Genomic DNA, 13,950 nt, shown 5'->3' with positions numbered 1-13,950 from the left:
TTCAATGGGAGAGAGACTCAATAATTTCAGATTGAGGAAAGCTGGAGATTGGTCAATAAGAAGGCGGTAGGATACGTTCCTGACCGTCTCTTTTTTTGGACAGGTTTAAATTCCGCTCGAGTGAATAGAATGATTAAAAAGGTTTCGAAAGTTGCTATTAGAATGTTTTGAAAGTTTCTATATTGTGGTAAGGTGGTGGTAAGGATGGTGATCAATATGAGTCGTGTACTGGACCTGGTACAGCTCGAAGAAAAGGAAAAGCAAATGGTCAAATCTGAAGCGGCAAGGGCTTATTTGAAAATGCTCAAGCTGAAACAGGAGCTGGACAAGGAAATTGAATTGTACTCTAAAAGACTTGAAAAAGATGAGATTCAGTCAATTTCCGAATACTTCAATGTTCCTAAGTACCTGAATGTAAGAGAGGTTGCAGATCTGACGGGTAAATCCCAGCAGATTGTAAGACGTCACTGCACCAATAAAAAATACAAAGGGTACCAAACCAGCGAAAATGGAACCTGGCATGTAGAGACAGAACAATTCAGTGATCTCCCCAACTTTATGGAATTCATTATTAAAAGACAAGAAAAATTCGGCAGAACAAAAGAAGTGGCTCGACTTGCTAAAGAAATGATTAATGAAGAAATCGTTGATGAAGAAATTTAAAGAATATTGAGGGAGAACCAGATGGTGGAGAAAAGCACACCAATTTATATGCCCGATACTAACTGTTTTAGGTACAGCTCATACATCATCAAGAAGATAGAAGACGGGGAAGTGAAAAATAATGAACAAGCTCTAAGGAGTGCGTACAAACAAGCGGCTAACCGATTTTGGAATAGAATAATTGAAGAAGCCGGCAACGCATGTTCAGAGATTTTGATCAGTTATGAAGTCGAACAAGAGCTAAAGATTCAATCCTATACATTAGATAAGAAAGAAAATAAACACATTAACAGACTCCTTGCAATCATTGAAAAAGAAGAAACAGAAATTCCAATCAAATTGGAGTATCAACTTAGAGATTTTAGCAATTATGCCCGAAGTAAATTTGGCAGATTAATTGTTCCCCAAGGACGAAAAATGGATTATCTGAGGTCATCAGACGCAAGGATATTCATCCATACCTATCTCAATGACGGTATTCTTGTGACCGGGAACGTTAAAGATTTTCTCCTATACACACTTTTTTTTGGTCATGAAGAGGAGAAATTATACGATATTATAACCCATGAGTTCGTGAAGATTCCTGAAAGCGGGCGAGAGAAAGTGGTTGAAGATGAAAGGTTTCAAGCGTTACTAACCAATATGAGAAAATTCAAAGGACAATGAGGGCGAATATGCCTTTTTTATATCTAAAACAAAAGACAGTTAGTAAAGAAAGCGAACCAATCCCCTTAATCTTTACATCCAGCCTTTTAATCCACCTCAGTTATAACAGAAAAACACTCCAAAACCTGCTTATGTAACTAAAATCCGCCTTCCAAGAATGATTGCTCCCACATCCAGCCTTTTTTTATGCATTAACGTAAACAAGCCTTCACCCCAACAAGTCCCCTCACATACTATAAACCAACTCTGTCACTCTCTAAAACAGTTTGACAGTTATTAAATTCACTATTCGAGGAGAAACGAGGTAAGATTTGATTGGCAATCATTCGAAATGGTTCATGTGTGGGTGTTCTATACAGAGCTTCCCAAGGTGCTGATTGTGCAGGAGGCTTCTGTGTTCATAATGGCCGGTTTATTGGCGGTGTGGTCAGCAGGACTGGGAATACGTTAAATGTAAGAAGAAATATTTCTAATACAAATTTAGGTGCCTTTGACGGAATCATTATTAGTCACTGGGCGATCAATCCGACTTCAGGACAGGCCACTCTGCAGCATCTTTGGTTCAGAAGAGCTCGTCTTGCGGATGTGAGGTTAATACCGAATGCTGGCCCTTGTCCAAGTACCCCGCCTTCTAACAATCCCCGGATCATTACTCCTGGAGAATGCGTAGGTATTAAGTACAGACAAGGAAACGTATGGATGATCAGGAATGGAAGATATCTTTTTTGGACAGGTCAAACAAGACATTGCATTCTTGACGAGCGTTCTTCGAGCACAAATCTCCAATTTCTGAGATCAATTACGTACTCGGATTATACAATTAATCCTGCAACTCTCCAATTGAGTCCAAGGCCATTCGTGACACGCGGGCTTCCTAATCAACGCATTAACTTTGTATTTAAAACCACAGTTCCTTCTAATGGACAAACCGTACGTGTTCAAAATGGTGCTACTCGGAATGTCATTGGAAATTTGACCATACGATATGTTTAATGAAAGGCTTGGCCAGTAAATGTTAAAAATCGGCAAGTAAGTTTCCGATTTTGGCTTGTATTTGAAAAAAGGGCGCTAAAGGCGCTCTTTTTTGTGACTTCAGGGGGAAGCGAGTGCCCAGAACTTCATTTACCCGCGGAAACTGGAGGATTACCCGCCATTTTGAACCGAATACCCGCCAGAATAAAAATTTACCCGCCATAATCAAAGAAATACCCGCCAAAACCTGATTACGTAAACTACACACTACACCTCCTTCATTGAAATGCCCAGGAAGTATCCTAGAGATATTATGACTATAATAAGCCTTTATGTATAATGGACATGACAAGGTAAATATAGACTCGCTGATTAAAGAAGGAGAACTATAGATGAAGATTATTGTGGGAATGTCTGGAGCAACAGGGGCCATTTTTGGAATTCGGCTGCTGGAGCTTCTCAAAGATACAGAGGTAGAGACGCATTTGGTCATGTCTTCTTGGGCCGCTGCGACAATTAAGGTAGAAACTTCGTATACACCGCAGGAAGTAGAGAAGCTGGCGGACTATACGTATTCTTATAAAGATCTGGGAGCCAGAATTTCCAGCGGTTCCTTTCAGGTGGACGGGATGATTGTGGCGCCGTGCAGTATGAAAACATTAGCGTCAATCCGTATGGGACTGGCAGATAACCTGGTGACGCGTGCGGCGGATGTCATTTTAAAAGAACGGAAAAAACTGATGCTGTTAACGCGCGAGATGCCTCTGAATGATATTCATCTGGAAAATATGCTGTCGCTCTCACGCATGGGGACGATCATTTTCCCTCCGATGCCTGCGTTTTATAACCATCCCGAAACCATTGATGATATTGTTAATCACATTGTATACCGGGCATTGGACCAGTTTGGCATACATATGTCGGACGCCAAAAGATGGGACGGCATCAAAAAATCACAACAGTAAACGAAAAAAATCCGGCCCTCGATAAGAGGAAGCCGGATTTTTTGTTTAACCAATAACGTTGTAAGCCAGCAGCAGAATAAGGGCCAGCAGGATGATGAGGACGATCCACATCGCCGCCATCGGATTGCCTTTGCGCTTGCGGGCTACCATCATTTCCATGACGCCGATCAGCACGATGGCGAGGATGCCTTTTAACACGTAATGAAGCGGGAAGTTCAACTGTACGAGCATGCCTACACCGGTCACGATCATGATGAGGTAAAAGAGGCGCTGCAGCATGAGAGTGATCTTTTGTCGGGTGAAGTATGTAATCAAAAATAAGATGACCAGAATCGCCCATGAGCCGGAATGCGATTGCAACAAAATATTGAACAACGAAATTTCCTCCTTTTCAAAAAAAAATAAGTGCCTTTTCACATATTAATAGTATCGGTAACCTATTGTTAAAACAAGGGAAAGCCTTCAACATCCCCAAATTGTTCACGATTGGAGAAGCAGGCTGTACAATCAGTTCTGCCCTAGTCCTCCAGCATCTTATACATCATGATGTCATCCACATACTGTCCGTTGATGAGAAATTCGTTGACCAAAGTCCCTTGGCGGACAAAACCGTATCTTACATAAAAGCGGATTGCCTTCGGATTTGTTGCCATCACACGGAGCGAAAGCTTGGTTTTCCCAAGGCGTTTCATCCATTCTTCGCCTGCCTTCATGAGGGCCCGGGCCACGCCCTGTCCCTGAAAGTCGGGGTGGATGGCAAGAGCCAGCTCGGCAACATGCCTGTTGCTTTCAAGGTGTGTGGGAATCCGGTAGGAAAAACACCCGCACACACGCCCATCGGATACAGCTAACATCTGGCTGCCTTCCGGGAAGTGCTGAGCATATTCCTCGGTGGAGGCGTACTGGATCTCCGCCGGGGAGTTCTCCTTATTCCATACTAAATTTTCAAGCTCTGTCAGCTGCGGATAGTCATGGCGGTTGGATAAGCGAAATGTTAGATCGACAGTGTTCATTCATATTCTCTCCTTTTGTAAGCTCCCTTCTTTATGTTCTCGTCTGGCCAGGTAAATCCCTTCCTGAAGCATTTGCTTTGACAGAGGTGACAGTTTGTGAGAAAATCCTACCTAACGAACGGTAGGTAGGTGTTGAATATGACAGCAGATAAAATTAAAGCCGTGGCGCTCACTCATTTTGCCAATCACGGATACAGCGGGGCATCGCTTGCCATGATTGCGGCCGATGTGGGGATCAAGAAGCCCTCCATCTATGCCCATTTTAAAAACAAGGATGAATTGTTTTTGGCTGTAACGGAAGAAGCGGTTCAGAACGAGTGGGAGCAGGCGATCGATTATATAAAAAATTGCGGCCAATCGTTTAAGAAAAAGCTGTATGGCTACCTGAAGCTGCAAAAGGAAAGCTACGAACAGGATGAACGGGCGAAGTTCTGGCTGCGGACATCTTTCTTTCCGCCGGAACATCTGCAGCAGCAGATCATTGAATACGTATACCGTTATCTCGATCAAATGGAAGAGCTGCTGCTTCAGGAATTTGAGGAAGCGAAAATGCGTCTTCCTGAAATGCAAAACCTGGATATTAAGCAGGCGGCCAAAGCGTATATTGCACTTTTGGACGGCGTGTTTGTCGAGATGCTGTATGGCGGAAACGACCGGGCAGAAGAACGGCTGCAGTCATCATGGTATATGTACGAACGTGCGTTATTTAATTAAGAGGTGAAGGGTAATGAATCGATATTGGTTTTTGGTTATCATGGGAGGATTGCTTGAAGTATTCTGGGTGAGCGGGCTGAAGCATGCAAGTACACCGCTTGAGTGGACGGCAACCGGTCTTGTGATCGTTGTGAGTTTCTTTCTATTAATACCGTGTTTAAATAAATTGCCGGTCGGAACCGTTTATGCGGTATTTACCGGTCTCGGGACAGCGGGAACCGTGCTTGCGGAAATGCTGTTCTTTGGGGTGCCGTTCAGCTGGGCAAAAGTCTCGCTGATCGCGCTGCTGCTTGTCGGCGTCATGGGATTGAAAGCCGTAACCGGAGAACCTGAAGCGAAAGGGAGTGAAGCGTAATGGGCTGGCTATATGTTGTGATTGCAGGATCGTTTGAAGTATTAGGCGTCATCGGGATGAACCGGATCTCCAGAAAGAAAAACTTCCTGTCCATTTTCGTTCTGATTCTCGGATTTGTGTGCAGCTTCTCGTTTCTTTCGATGGCCATGCAAAGCCTGTCCATGGGAACGGCCTATGCCGTCTGGACGGGTATCGGAACCGTGGGCGGAGTGCTTGTCGGCATGTTTTTTTACGGAGAATCAAGGGACTGGAAGCGGATTTTATTCATGTCCATGGTTGTGGCCGCAGGAATTGGATTGAAACTGATTTCATAAATATTTCCTATTTTCGGTTTTGCTTTTTTGAAGGGGAATCACTATAATAAGAGATGGTATTAGGCAGTCCAATTATGGGCTGTTTTTTCTGGTTACGGCATATCCTATTTATATAAAAACCATTAGAAAAGTAAATCAGGTGAAACTATGAAACGTGCTCGACTTATATACAATCCCACATCAGGAAGAGAAGCGATTAAAAAGCAGCTTCCGTATATTCTGGAACGCCTGGAAATCGCAGGCTATGAAACATCCACTCATGCCACAACACCGGAGGAAGGCTCTGCCACAAAAGCGGCTAAGCTTGCCGGTGAACGAGGATTTGACCTTGTCATAGCCGCTGGCGGTGACGGTACGATTTATGAAGTGGTCAACGGTCTGGCCGATCTGGAGGCGCGTCCTAAGCTTGGCATCATTCCGACCGGAACAACGAACGACTTCGCCCGTGCGCTGGGTGTTCCGCGTACGATTGAAGGCGCATGCGACGTGCTTTGTCAGGGTGCGGAGATTCCTGTGGATATCGGAAAAGTGAATGAAAAGTATTTTATCAACATTGCCGGCGGCGGCCGCATTACCGAGCTTACGTATGAAGTGCCAAGCAAGCTGAAAACGATGATTGGCCAGCTCGCGTATTTCCTGAAAGGCATCGAGATGCTGCCATCCATTCGTCCGACCTATGTTGAAATCGAATATGACGGCAAGCTGTTCCAGGGCGAAATCATGCTGTTTCTCGTGGCCAACACGAACTCCATCGGCGGTTTTGAAAAACTCGCGCCAACTTCCGAGTTTAACGATGGCATGTTTGACCTCATCATTTTGAAGAAAACGAACCTGGCTGAATTTGTCCGCATCGCAACACTTGCCCTGCGCGGCGAGCATGTGAATGATGACCATGTTGTCTACACGAAAGCCAACAGGGTCAAGGTACGTCCAACGGATAAAATGCAGCTCAACCTGGATGGCGAGTTCGGCGGACTTCTGCCGGGCGAATTTGTTAACCTTCGCCACCACTTCCAAATGCTTGTGCCAAAAGATCGCGTTCAAATTACAGGGGATGGGACTCTATAAGAGAGTCTCATCTTTTTTTGCCGTTAGGGGAATTGGCATAAGGGTATACTTGAGAGTAGGTTAAACAAGCGTTTCATTTAAACGATCGTTTAAGAAGTGCCAGGTATGCTACAATCAGGAAAGAACTGAAGATAAAGGAACGATGTACAATGGCAAAGGCGAATGCGCCGGTTTCAAAAAATGAAGTATATGAAGTGGAATTCTCCGACTTAACCCACGACGGATCCGGTGTGGCGAAGGTAGAGGGGTTTCCGCTGTTTGTTCCGAACGGCCTGCCGGGCGAGCGCGCCATGGTTAAGGTGGTCGGTGTGAAAAAAGGATACGGCTTCGGCCGGTTGATGGAAGTGATAGAAGAAAGCCCGGACAGGGTGGACCCGCCATGCCCGGTTTATAAAAAAGGCTGCGGAGGCTGCCAGATTCAGCACCTGTCTTATCCGGGACAGCTAGAGTTCAAACGCAAGCAGGTAAAAGACGTGCTCCAGCGTATCGGAAAGATCGAGAATGTTCCGGTGCTGCCGACTCTTGGCATGGGGGACGAGCCGTGGCGCTACCGAAACAAAGCCCAGGTGCCAGTCGGTGAACGAGAAGGCCGTCTAATTACAGGGTTCTATCAAAAGCGCAGCCATGAAATCGTGGAAATGGATACCTGCATAATTACAGGCGATACCGCGGATGAAGCGATCCAGGTGGTCAAAGAGATCCTGAATAAATATGGCATCACGCCGTATGATGAAGCGCGTCATAAAGGCATAGTCCGCCATGTGATTGTCCGCTTCGGCAAAACGACGAACGAGCTTATGATTGTACTGGTGACCAATGGCAAAGATCTGCCGAACCGCAAAAAAATTGTGGAAGACATCGTGAATTCCCTTCCGCAGCTCAAGTCGGTTGTGCAAAACGTTAACACGAAGAAAACCAACGTTATTTTTGGCGACGAAACAAAGGTCCTCTGGGGCTCTGAATACATTTATGATTATATCGGCGATATTAAATTCGCCATTTCCGCCCGTTCGTTCTACCAGATCAACCCGCAGCAAACAAAGGTCCTGTATAATCAGGCATTGAAATACGCAGAGCTGACAGGAGACGAAACGGTCATTGATGCGTATTGCGGCATCGGAACCATTTCATTATTTCTCGCGCAAAAAGCGAAAAAGGTGTACGGCGTCGAAATTGTGCCGGAAGCGATTGAAGACGCGAAACGAAACGCCGAACTGAACAACCTTGATAACGCCGAGTTCGCCGTCGGAGAATCTGAAGTTGTCATTCCAAAATGGAAAGAGCAAGGCATCACGCCGGACGTAATCGTTGTTGACCCGCCGCGCAAAGGCTGTGACGAAGCATTGCTTCAAACCATTATTGAAATGAAGCCTAAACGCGTGGTGTATGTTAGCTGTAATCCATCTACACTCGCAAGGGACTTAAGAATCTTGGAAGATGGCGGATTTAAGACACTGGAAGTACAGCCGGTTGATATGTTCCCGCAGACGACGCATGTGGAGTGTATCTCGCAACTCATTTTAAAAGAAGGCAACTAACCCTTATGGGTGTTGCCTTTTTTAAGTTTCTTGAAATGGATTAACAAAGCTGTATTGGATACAAATGCTGCCGTCTTGTTTACAGATAACTTTATCAACCAGTGAATGAAGAACCTGGGAGTGAGTTCCTTGAGTTTGAGAACCTTTGTTAGCTTATCACCAAGATTGTAAACAAAATTTTCATTTGAACATTCCTGGATCTGCTCTTCAAGTTGAATTTTATCTGCTTGCAGGTTCTTTAGTTTTTGTTCGGTCAGCTCCCGGTACTCGATACTACTTGGCTGGGAGTGGGAATGCCTTCTTTGGTTAAAGATTTGGCAATGGAATCCATGCCGTTTCCGCTTAAATAATCCTGAAAGATACGTCGGACAACAGCGGGAGTGTCATCTTCTTTGATTTTAAGGTAACCATCCTCGAAACGATAGTCATAGGGAGGATTGGATCTTATAAACAGCCCACGCTTTGCCTTGACCTTCTTGGCTTATTTGTTACGGCGGCTACTGTTTGTTGATTCAGTTTCGAATATCCAGGCGTATAAACCAAAGTTCTGTATGTTACCTTCAACACTATGGTTGTCTAAGCAAATAATATGAATATCATGGTTAATACAAATTTTTAGTTTCGCCCACATACATAATAACAAGCACTATTGGCCGTAACCAACCGAAACTCCAACCGAACTGTTACTGCACGGAGTCGTTCCCACTCTCTAAGGCTTGCAATCCAGTCAGAAAACAGCAGTAAGATAGACCTTGTCTCATGATTGCTACGCTGATTTTCTGCATCGGTTCAGCTCACTTGACCTATTGTTTATTGTGGTTTAAGGGCATTTCCACAGGCTATATTGTTAAAGTAGGTTTTTTATGTCACAACTACGATCGTTTTGACAGAGATTGCGGCTCTGACCTGTTAGGATTTCTGTGTAATTAACACAACCCTTTGATTAGTAAAATGCAAGCTTTTATCTGAAAGAATTATGATTTCTAAAAATGTTACGAAAAGATTTTTAAATTTATTTTTATTGTTTGTTTGAACAGATTTATCCTTCAGTCATAAACTAACCCATATATGAGTAGCTAGGAGGATTTATTTTGGATTCAATAAATAAAAACGACCTAGAGAAGATTAGAGATGATTTTTTACATGGATTAGAGGAAGAACTTTGCGAAATTAAGACCAAGTTTTTAAAAGAAATTGAACAATTAACTGACAAAAAAATGGAACAACTTAGAAACAGCACAAACCAAACCATAGTAAAAAATAATACCTCTTCTACAACACAAAGTAAGCATTTTATAAACGGTAAAGAAGTAAGTTCTAATGAGTTAACACCAGAGGCAGTTATTGATGGAAAAGCTTTAAGTGAGCAAATAATAAAAAATGTTAATGAGCACTTGAAAAAAATGAATGGTCACCTTCATGAAAAATAGGGTGCCAATTGGCACCTCATTTTCTTCTTTTCCTTCTTTTATGGCTACTTTCCGAGCAACAAGGGAGCAATGTAATTATGGGAGTTCCTGGCGGCGTTTGTGGAGGTTGTAAAGGGGTGCTAGTAGTGGTGGCAGGAGTAAATGCTTCGATAGAACACAAGGTAAATACATATATCGTAGAAGCAGCATCATCTATAAAAAAGGCTAAACAGTCACAAACTTTAAGGATCCTCACGCCATTGATGGCAGTCGGCACTCCTTCTATAATTAAATTAACTACCGCCCCAGTGAGCAAGCTTAATTGTGCCCCTATTCCGTTTGCGCAGGTATTACAGTTACAAAATTGATTCCCACAATCAAATTTTCCACAGCCACAGCCACATGTGTCTCCAGTATTATTGGTACAAGTATTTGCAAAATTAGTTAGGAATGCCACTAAGTTCGCTCCAGTTGTAGAAAAACCCGCAACTTTACATAATTGAGCAATTGTAGAAGGTGTAGTAACTACAGGACCTGTAGCAAATGATACAGTCGCACAATCATTTACATTAGTTATCGTTTGCCCAGGTATCGGGTTAGCGGGTAAAGCAAGACCATTTGTTAGATAAATATTTATGGTCTCTAAATTTGTAATTTGAATGGGTTGGATTTGTCTAAGCAAATTGCCCAATGCTCGTGCACAGCAGTCACAACAATCTTTATTATTCTTACTGCCAAATTTCTCTTTCTTTTCATTACAACCACAACTTACATCAACAGTAACAGGAACATTGACTGTCACCCCACTAACCGTTTGGGTAACATCGGCGGTTCCGTTATTCGTGGGATTTGCTTGTTGAGTTTGAGTGGCAGTACCCGTTTGAGTCTGGGTTGGGTTTTGTTCTTGTGTAACCGTTCCCCCTGTTTGAGTCGGATTTTGTGTTTGGGTTAGTGTAGACCCTGACTGACCTTGTGAATTGGTTTGGGTTTGGTCTCCCATAGTTTGACTTTGACTTTCTGTACCCGTTTGAGTTTGATCCCCCAATGTCTGGCCCTGGCTTTCTGTACCAGTCTGCGTCAGGTCTCCTTGTGTTAAACCTTGGCTTTCAGTAGCTGTTTGGTCTTGATTCCCTAAAGTTTGTGCTTGACCTTGGGTTAGTTCAATATCCTTTTGTATTAAATCTACCTCGGCCCCCAATTGTTTTTTACAGTTACATTTTTCTTTCTTACATTTCTCACAAGGGAAAAACAACGAATTTTTATTACAGATACAACTTTTATGTTTGCATTCTTCACACCTATCCCGTTTTTGCATTCTCACTCCTCAGTTCCTTTCACTGACTTCAAATATGCTTGTTTATTTTATGTATAAAAAACTGTATTGGTGAAACCAACATATTTGCTGTGAATGCTGACAGAAGAATTGATGTGTATAACTCACCAACATCTCATGTGTTGTCACATACAGTCCAGAGATGTGGAGTGTGTAGCGCAGATCATATTGAACGAAGGCAACTAACCCTTGTGGTAGTTGCCTTTTTTGTGTTTTTGCCATGTGTTTTCAAATTGAGAATTGAATCCATTTCCCCTTGACTCTAGCTACACCCTGATATAAACATTAAGATAGAACGTGCTTTTGCATACCCATCATATAAGTCAGAAGAATGAAAGACACACAAGAAAAAGGAGATGTGTTATGAAATTACTTCTTACATCTGGGGGCATTAGTAACAAAAGCATTCGTAATGCGCTGGTTGACATGCTGGACAAGCCGATTGAAGAGTCCAACGCTCTTTGTATACCGACGGCGGTACACGCCATACCCGGTGGTGCATGGAACGCATGGAAGTTCTTGAATGGAAAATCCGGCGCACCGATGTGTGAGGTGGGCTGGAAGTCTATGGGGGTGCTGGAACTCACTGCGCTGCCAAGCCTTCCTAAGGAGCATTGGGTTCCTATGGTTAAGGAGATTGATGTTCTGTTAGTGGATGGCGGTGACCCATTGTATCTGAATTACTGGATGAAGCAGTCGGGACTGGCAGAACTCTTGCCGTCGCTATCTTCAGTCTATGTGGGGTTGAGTGCCGGTAGCATGGTGATGGCACCGAACATCGGCGAATTCTTCGTTAACTGGACTCCACCCAATGATGATGGTGATAAAACGCTGAACCTGGTCGGTTTTGCCATGTTCCCGCATCTCGAGCATGAGATGCTGCCGTATAACACGATGGCTAATGCAGAAAAATGGGCAGCCAAGATGCAGGGGCCAGCGTATGCAATGGATGATCAAACCGCGATCAAAGTAATCGATGGAGAGGTTGAAGTTGTATCCGAAGGGCAATGGAAATTGTTTTCTCCTTGAAAAAATTGAATTAAAAAGGCAACTGACTGTTTTAGCCAGGTGCCTTTTTAATTGTTTACTTTTCTCCAAGAACAGCGATAGTATGGAAGCCTCTTGAATCTGGCCCTTTTACTATTTTGACTTCATTAAAACCCAATTGGATCATTGAGGGGATTAGTTGTCCTTCTATCATGTTTTGTACGCCTGTCCATGTTTCTCCATTCTTACCATTACAAAGGGTTATCGTTACTGTTCCGTTAGGTTTTAACACTCTATAAATTTCAGAAATAGTCTGCGGGTTAATATCCCAAAAATATATTGAATGTATACTAAATACTTTGGTGAACGAGTCATTACCTAAGGGGATGTTACTTACGTTACCCAGGAGTAGATTAGCTGTACCTTTCCTTACTGCTGATCTGTTTCTTAGCTTTGCCGACCGAAGCATGGATTTCGATAGGTCCAATCCTACTACAAGTTTGACAGCAGGCTGTGTAAGTATGGTTTTCATTGCATATCCAGCTCCGCACCCAATCTCCAGTACCCTTTCTTCCTTGCGTAATTTCAGTAAATCAATTGTCCATATGGTTTCAGGCTGATGTTGTAAAACCATCTTCTCTCCAAAATAGAATCCCACCAGGCCCTTTGGCGACTGGTATTGAAGATCAATAAATTCCTTCATTCTTTTTAGTAAAACCGTAATGACCCCCTTCATCGTTCTATGAAAAATTATAGTACAGTGGATACATTAAACAAGATAATATCAGTTATAGTTAGTATAAGTATTTTTTATGGATGAAGAGGAGGAATCACTTGGACATTAATCAGTTAAAGGCATTTGAACACGTGGTAAGATTGGGGAGTTTCAGTAAAGCAGCAAGATACTTAAATCTCTCTCAACCCACCATTAGCATAAGGATACAAGGATTAGAAAAAGAGGTGGGTGGCGGTCTTTTTTACCGTGTGGGGAAAAGGATAGAGCTAACTGAGGCGGGAAAGGGATTCCTGCCATATGCCAGACAGGCCATTGAAATTTTAACGAAAGGGATGGAAAGAGCTCAGTTAATGCAAGAGGGAAAGTCAGGTTTTGTTACCATTGGAACCTTGCCCTCCTATACGTCTGGAACGTTTAGTTCAGTAATTGCTTACCTTAATAAAAATTACTCTGAAATAAAACTAGAAATACATACGGGACATAATCAGCAGATCATTGAAATGCTTTATGATGGTTTTATAAAAATGGGGTTTATGACAAAACCTTATTTTAATACTGATATAAAGAGTATTTTTACGTTTAAGGAGCCGCTTGTACTGGTTGCTCATCCTTCTCATCACCTTGCATCAACGAATAGAACCCTAAGTTGTGCAGACATGATAAAAAACAGCCAACCCTATATCATTGTGGACTGGAGTGAGGAAAGCAAGCATTGGCAAAAATCGTTGCTTAGCCCCAGAATCGATCATTTAGAACTGCCTCCCGCAACAGCATTGGACTTAGTTTTCTCCAATAATGGAATAGCCCTTTTAACGGAATCGATGGTAACTGAACAGTTAAAAGATAAAAAGTTAGTTAAACTACAGCCAGCAGATCTGCCGGCTTTATACCGGGAAATGGCACTGGTAAGCTTAGAATCGGAACAGAGTTTGTCTCCAACAGCAATGAGATTTGTTGATGCTTTTAGGAAGCAATTTAATAAAGTAGATTGATTTTATTTACGATTAGCAGGAACCTCTAATTTTGCTGCAATATAGTCCGGCCCTGATCTTTTAAAGAATTTCTTGCGATATTGGAGTCTTTTCCTGAAACAGTGGAATAATGGTTGATAGGAATAGGTCGTTAGTTTGATATTAAGCGTTTAAGCATGGTATAAATGTAAAGGAAGCAGGGACATCTTGCTTTTTAATTTTGGGATAAGGGTTTGTTACGTTTCC

General features: G+C 42.9%; 17 protein-coding genes. 12 read left to right on the top strand and 5 right to left on the bottom strand.

Annotated features, from left to right (window positions below):
- Positions 1-204 precede the first annotated feature (204 nt).
- From QYB97_RS11610 to QYB97_RS11595, 4 genes are all read left to right on the top strand, one after another.
- Positions 205-663 carry a hypothetical protein gene (locus tag QYB97_RS11610; RefSeq protein ID WP_301166169.1) on the top strand — a complete coding sequence of 153 codons (459 nt, stop codon included), beginning with the start codon at positions 205-207 and terminating at the stop codon, positions 661-663.
- Between the two features lie 21 nt (positions 664-684).
- A complete protein-coding gene (locus QYB97_RS11605) occupies positions 685-1,329 on the top strand; it encodes a PIN domain-containing protein (protein WP_301166168.1) in 645 nt (214 codons plus the stop codon).
- Positions 1,330-1,644: 315 nt separating this feature from the next.
- Positions 1,645-2,322 (top strand): hypothetical protein, encoded by a 678-nt coding sequence (locus QYB97_RS11600; protein WP_301166167.1) that lies wholly within the window; start codon positions 1,645-1,647, stop codon positions 2,320-2,322.
- A 371-nt stretch (positions 2,323-2,693) separates the two neighbouring features.
- A complete protein-coding gene (locus tag QYB97_RS11595) occupies positions 2,694-3,266 on the top strand; it encodes a non-oxidative hydroxyarylic acid decarboxylases subunit B (RefSeq protein WP_301166166.1) in 573 nt (190 codons plus the stop codon).
- Between the two features lie 45 nt (positions 3,267-3,311).
- On the opposite strand, the gene QYB97_RS11590 is transcribed toward QYB97_RS11595, so the two are convergent.
- Together QYB97_RS11590 and QYB97_RS11585 are read right to left on the bottom strand one after the other, a co-directional pair.
- A complete protein-coding gene (locus QYB97_RS11590; protein ID WP_301166165.1) occupies positions 3,312-3,641 on the bottom strand; it encodes a DUF1516 family protein in 330 nt (109 codons plus the stop codon).
- A gap of 143 nt (positions 3,642-3,784) precedes the next feature.
- Positions 3,785-4,279: a GNAT family N-acetyltransferase gene (locus QYB97_RS11585; RefSeq protein ID WP_301166164.1), complete on the bottom strand. Its 495-nt coding sequence runs from the start codon at positions 4,277-4,279 to the stop codon at positions 3,785-3,787.
- 138 nt (positions 4,280-4,417) lie between these two features.
- Between QYB97_RS11585 and QYB97_RS11580 the strand changes: the two genes are divergently transcribed.
- From QYB97_RS11580 to rlmD, 5 genes are all read left to right on the top strand, one after another.
- Positions 4,418-4,993 carry a TetR/AcrR family transcriptional regulator gene (locus tag QYB97_RS11580; protein WP_301166163.1) on the top strand — a complete coding sequence of 192 codons (576 nt, stop codon included), beginning with the start codon at positions 4,418-4,420 and terminating at the stop codon, positions 4,991-4,993.
- A gap of 13 nt (positions 4,994-5,006) precedes the next feature.
- Positions 5,007-5,348: a DMT family transporter gene (locus QYB97_RS11575; RefSeq protein WP_301166162.1), complete on the top strand. Its 342-nt coding sequence runs from the start codon at positions 5,007-5,009 to the stop codon at positions 5,346-5,348.
- The gene (locus QYB97_RS11570; protein ID WP_301166161.1) at positions 5,348-5,662 is read left to right on the top strand and encodes a DMT family transporter; all 315 of its coding nucleotides are present in this window, start codon (positions 5,348-5,350) and stop codon (positions 5,660-5,662) included. The genes QYB97_RS11575 and QYB97_RS11570 overlap by 1 nt, the downstream gene beginning before the upstream one ends.
- Before the next feature lie 147 nt (positions 5,663-5,809).
- Complete coding sequence (locus tag QYB97_RS11565; RefSeq protein WP_301166160.1) at positions 5,810-6,730, top strand: diacylglycerol kinase; 921 nt, start codon at positions 5,810-5,812, stop codon at positions 6,728-6,730.
- Between the two features lie 149 nt (positions 6,731-6,879).
- Entirely contained in the window at positions 6,880-8,268 is a 1,389-nt protein-coding gene (gene rlmD / locus QYB97_RS11560; protein WP_301166159.1) for a 23S rRNA (uracil(1939)-C(5))-methyltransferase RlmD, read from the top strand.
- A gap of 253 nt (positions 8,269-8,521) precedes the next feature.
- Here the strand turns inward: rlmD and QYB97_RS25205 are convergent, their stop codons facing one another.
- Positions 8,522-8,665 (bottom strand): recombinase family protein, encoded by a 144-nt coding sequence (locus tag QYB97_RS25205; RefSeq protein ID WP_356948179.1) that lies wholly within the window; start codon positions 8,663-8,665, stop codon positions 8,522-8,524.
- A 694-nt stretch (positions 8,666-9,359) separates the two neighbouring features.
- Here QYB97_RS25205 and QYB97_RS11555 point away from each other — a divergent pair.
- A complete protein-coding gene (locus QYB97_RS11555; protein WP_301166158.1) occupies positions 9,360-9,698 on the top strand; it encodes a hypothetical protein in 339 nt (112 codons plus the stop codon).
- A gap of 16 nt (positions 9,699-9,714) precedes the next feature.
- On the opposite strand, the gene QYB97_RS11550 is transcribed toward QYB97_RS11555, so the two are convergent.
- Entirely contained in the window at positions 9,715-10,992 is a 1,278-nt protein-coding gene (locus QYB97_RS11550) for a hypothetical protein (protein ID WP_301166157.1), read from the bottom strand.
- Between the two features lie 381 nt (positions 10,993-11,373).
- Here QYB97_RS11550 and QYB97_RS11545 point away from each other — a divergent pair, with 381 nt between their 5' ends.
- Complete coding sequence (locus QYB97_RS11545; protein ID WP_301166156.1) at positions 11,374-12,039, top strand: Type 1 glutamine amidotransferase-like domain-containing protein; 666 nt, start codon at positions 11,374-11,376, stop codon at positions 12,037-12,039.
- A gap of 55 nt (positions 12,040-12,094) precedes the next feature.
- Here the strand turns inward: QYB97_RS11545 and QYB97_RS11540 are convergent, their stop codons facing one another.
- Positions 12,095-12,700: a class I SAM-dependent methyltransferase gene (locus tag QYB97_RS11540; protein ID WP_301166155.1), complete on the bottom strand. Its 606-nt coding sequence runs from the start codon at positions 12,698-12,700 to the stop codon at positions 12,095-12,097.
- Between the two features lie 131 nt (positions 12,701-12,831).
- Between QYB97_RS11540 and QYB97_RS11535 the strand changes: the two genes are divergently transcribed.
- Positions 12,832-13,725 (top strand): LysR family transcriptional regulator, encoded by an 894-nt coding sequence (locus QYB97_RS11535; RefSeq protein WP_301166154.1) that lies wholly within the window; start codon positions 12,832-12,834, stop codon positions 13,723-13,725.
- The last annotated feature ends 225 nt before the right edge of the window (positions 13,726-13,950 follow it).

It is taken from the genome of Fictibacillus fluitans (genome assembly GCF_030418125.1).
GTDB lineage: Bacteria > Bacillota > Bacilli > Bacillales > Fictibacillaceae > Fictibacillus_C > Fictibacillus_C fluitans.
Note: the sequence above shows the minus strand (reverse complement) of the source record. Positions and strands in the feature narration are given on the sequence as shown.

What these genes read in the sequence shown, in the direction of transcription:
- QYB97_RS11610 (WP_301166169.1), top strand. Translation starts at nt 205, where the DNA reads ATGGTGATCAATATGAGTCGTGTACTGGACCTGGTACAGCTCGAAGAA.
- QYB97_RS11605 (WP_301166168.1), top strand. Translation starts at nt 685, where the DNA reads ATGGTGGAGAAAAGCACACCAATTTATATGCCCGATACTAACTGTTTT.
- QYB97_RS11595 (WP_301166166.1), top strand. Translation starts at nt 2,694, where the DNA reads ATGAAGATTATTGTGGGAATGTCTGGAGCAACAGGGGCCATTTTTGGA.
- QYB97_RS11585 (WP_301166164.1), bottom strand. Translation starts at nt 4,279, where the DNA reads ATGAACACTGTCGATCTAACATTTCGCTTATCCAACCGCCATGACTAT.
- QYB97_RS11580 (WP_301166163.1), top strand. Translation starts at nt 4,418, where the DNA reads ATGACAGCAGATAAAATTAAAGCCGTGGCGCTCACTCATTTTGCCAAT.
- QYB97_RS11575 (WP_301166162.1), top strand. Translation starts at nt 5,007, where the DNA reads ATGAATCGATATTGGTTTTTGGTTATCATGGGAGGATTGCTTGAAGTA.
- QYB97_RS11570 (WP_301166161.1), top strand. Translation starts at nt 5,348, where the DNA reads ATGGGCTGGCTATATGTTGTGATTGCAGGATCGTTTGAAGTATTAGGC.
- QYB97_RS11565 (WP_301166160.1), top strand. Translation starts at nt 5,810, where the DNA reads ATGAAACGTGCTCGACTTATATACAATCCCACATCAGGAAGAGAAGCG.
- rlmD (WP_301166159.1), top strand. Translation starts at nt 6,880, where the DNA reads ATGGCAAAGGCGAATGCGCCGGTTTCAAAAAATGAAGTATATGAAGTG.
- QYB97_RS11550 (WP_301166157.1), bottom strand. Translation starts at nt 10,992, where the DNA reads ATGCAAAAACGGGATAGGTGTGAAGAATGCAAACATAAAAGTTGTATC.
- QYB97_RS11545 (WP_301166156.1), top strand. Translation starts at nt 11,374, where the DNA reads ATGAAATTACTTCTTACATCTGGGGGCATTAGTAACAAAAGCATTCGT.
- QYB97_RS11540 (WP_301166155.1), bottom strand. Translation starts at nt 12,700, where the DNA reads ATGAAGGAATTTATTGATCTTCAATACCAGTCGCCAAAGGGCCTGGTG.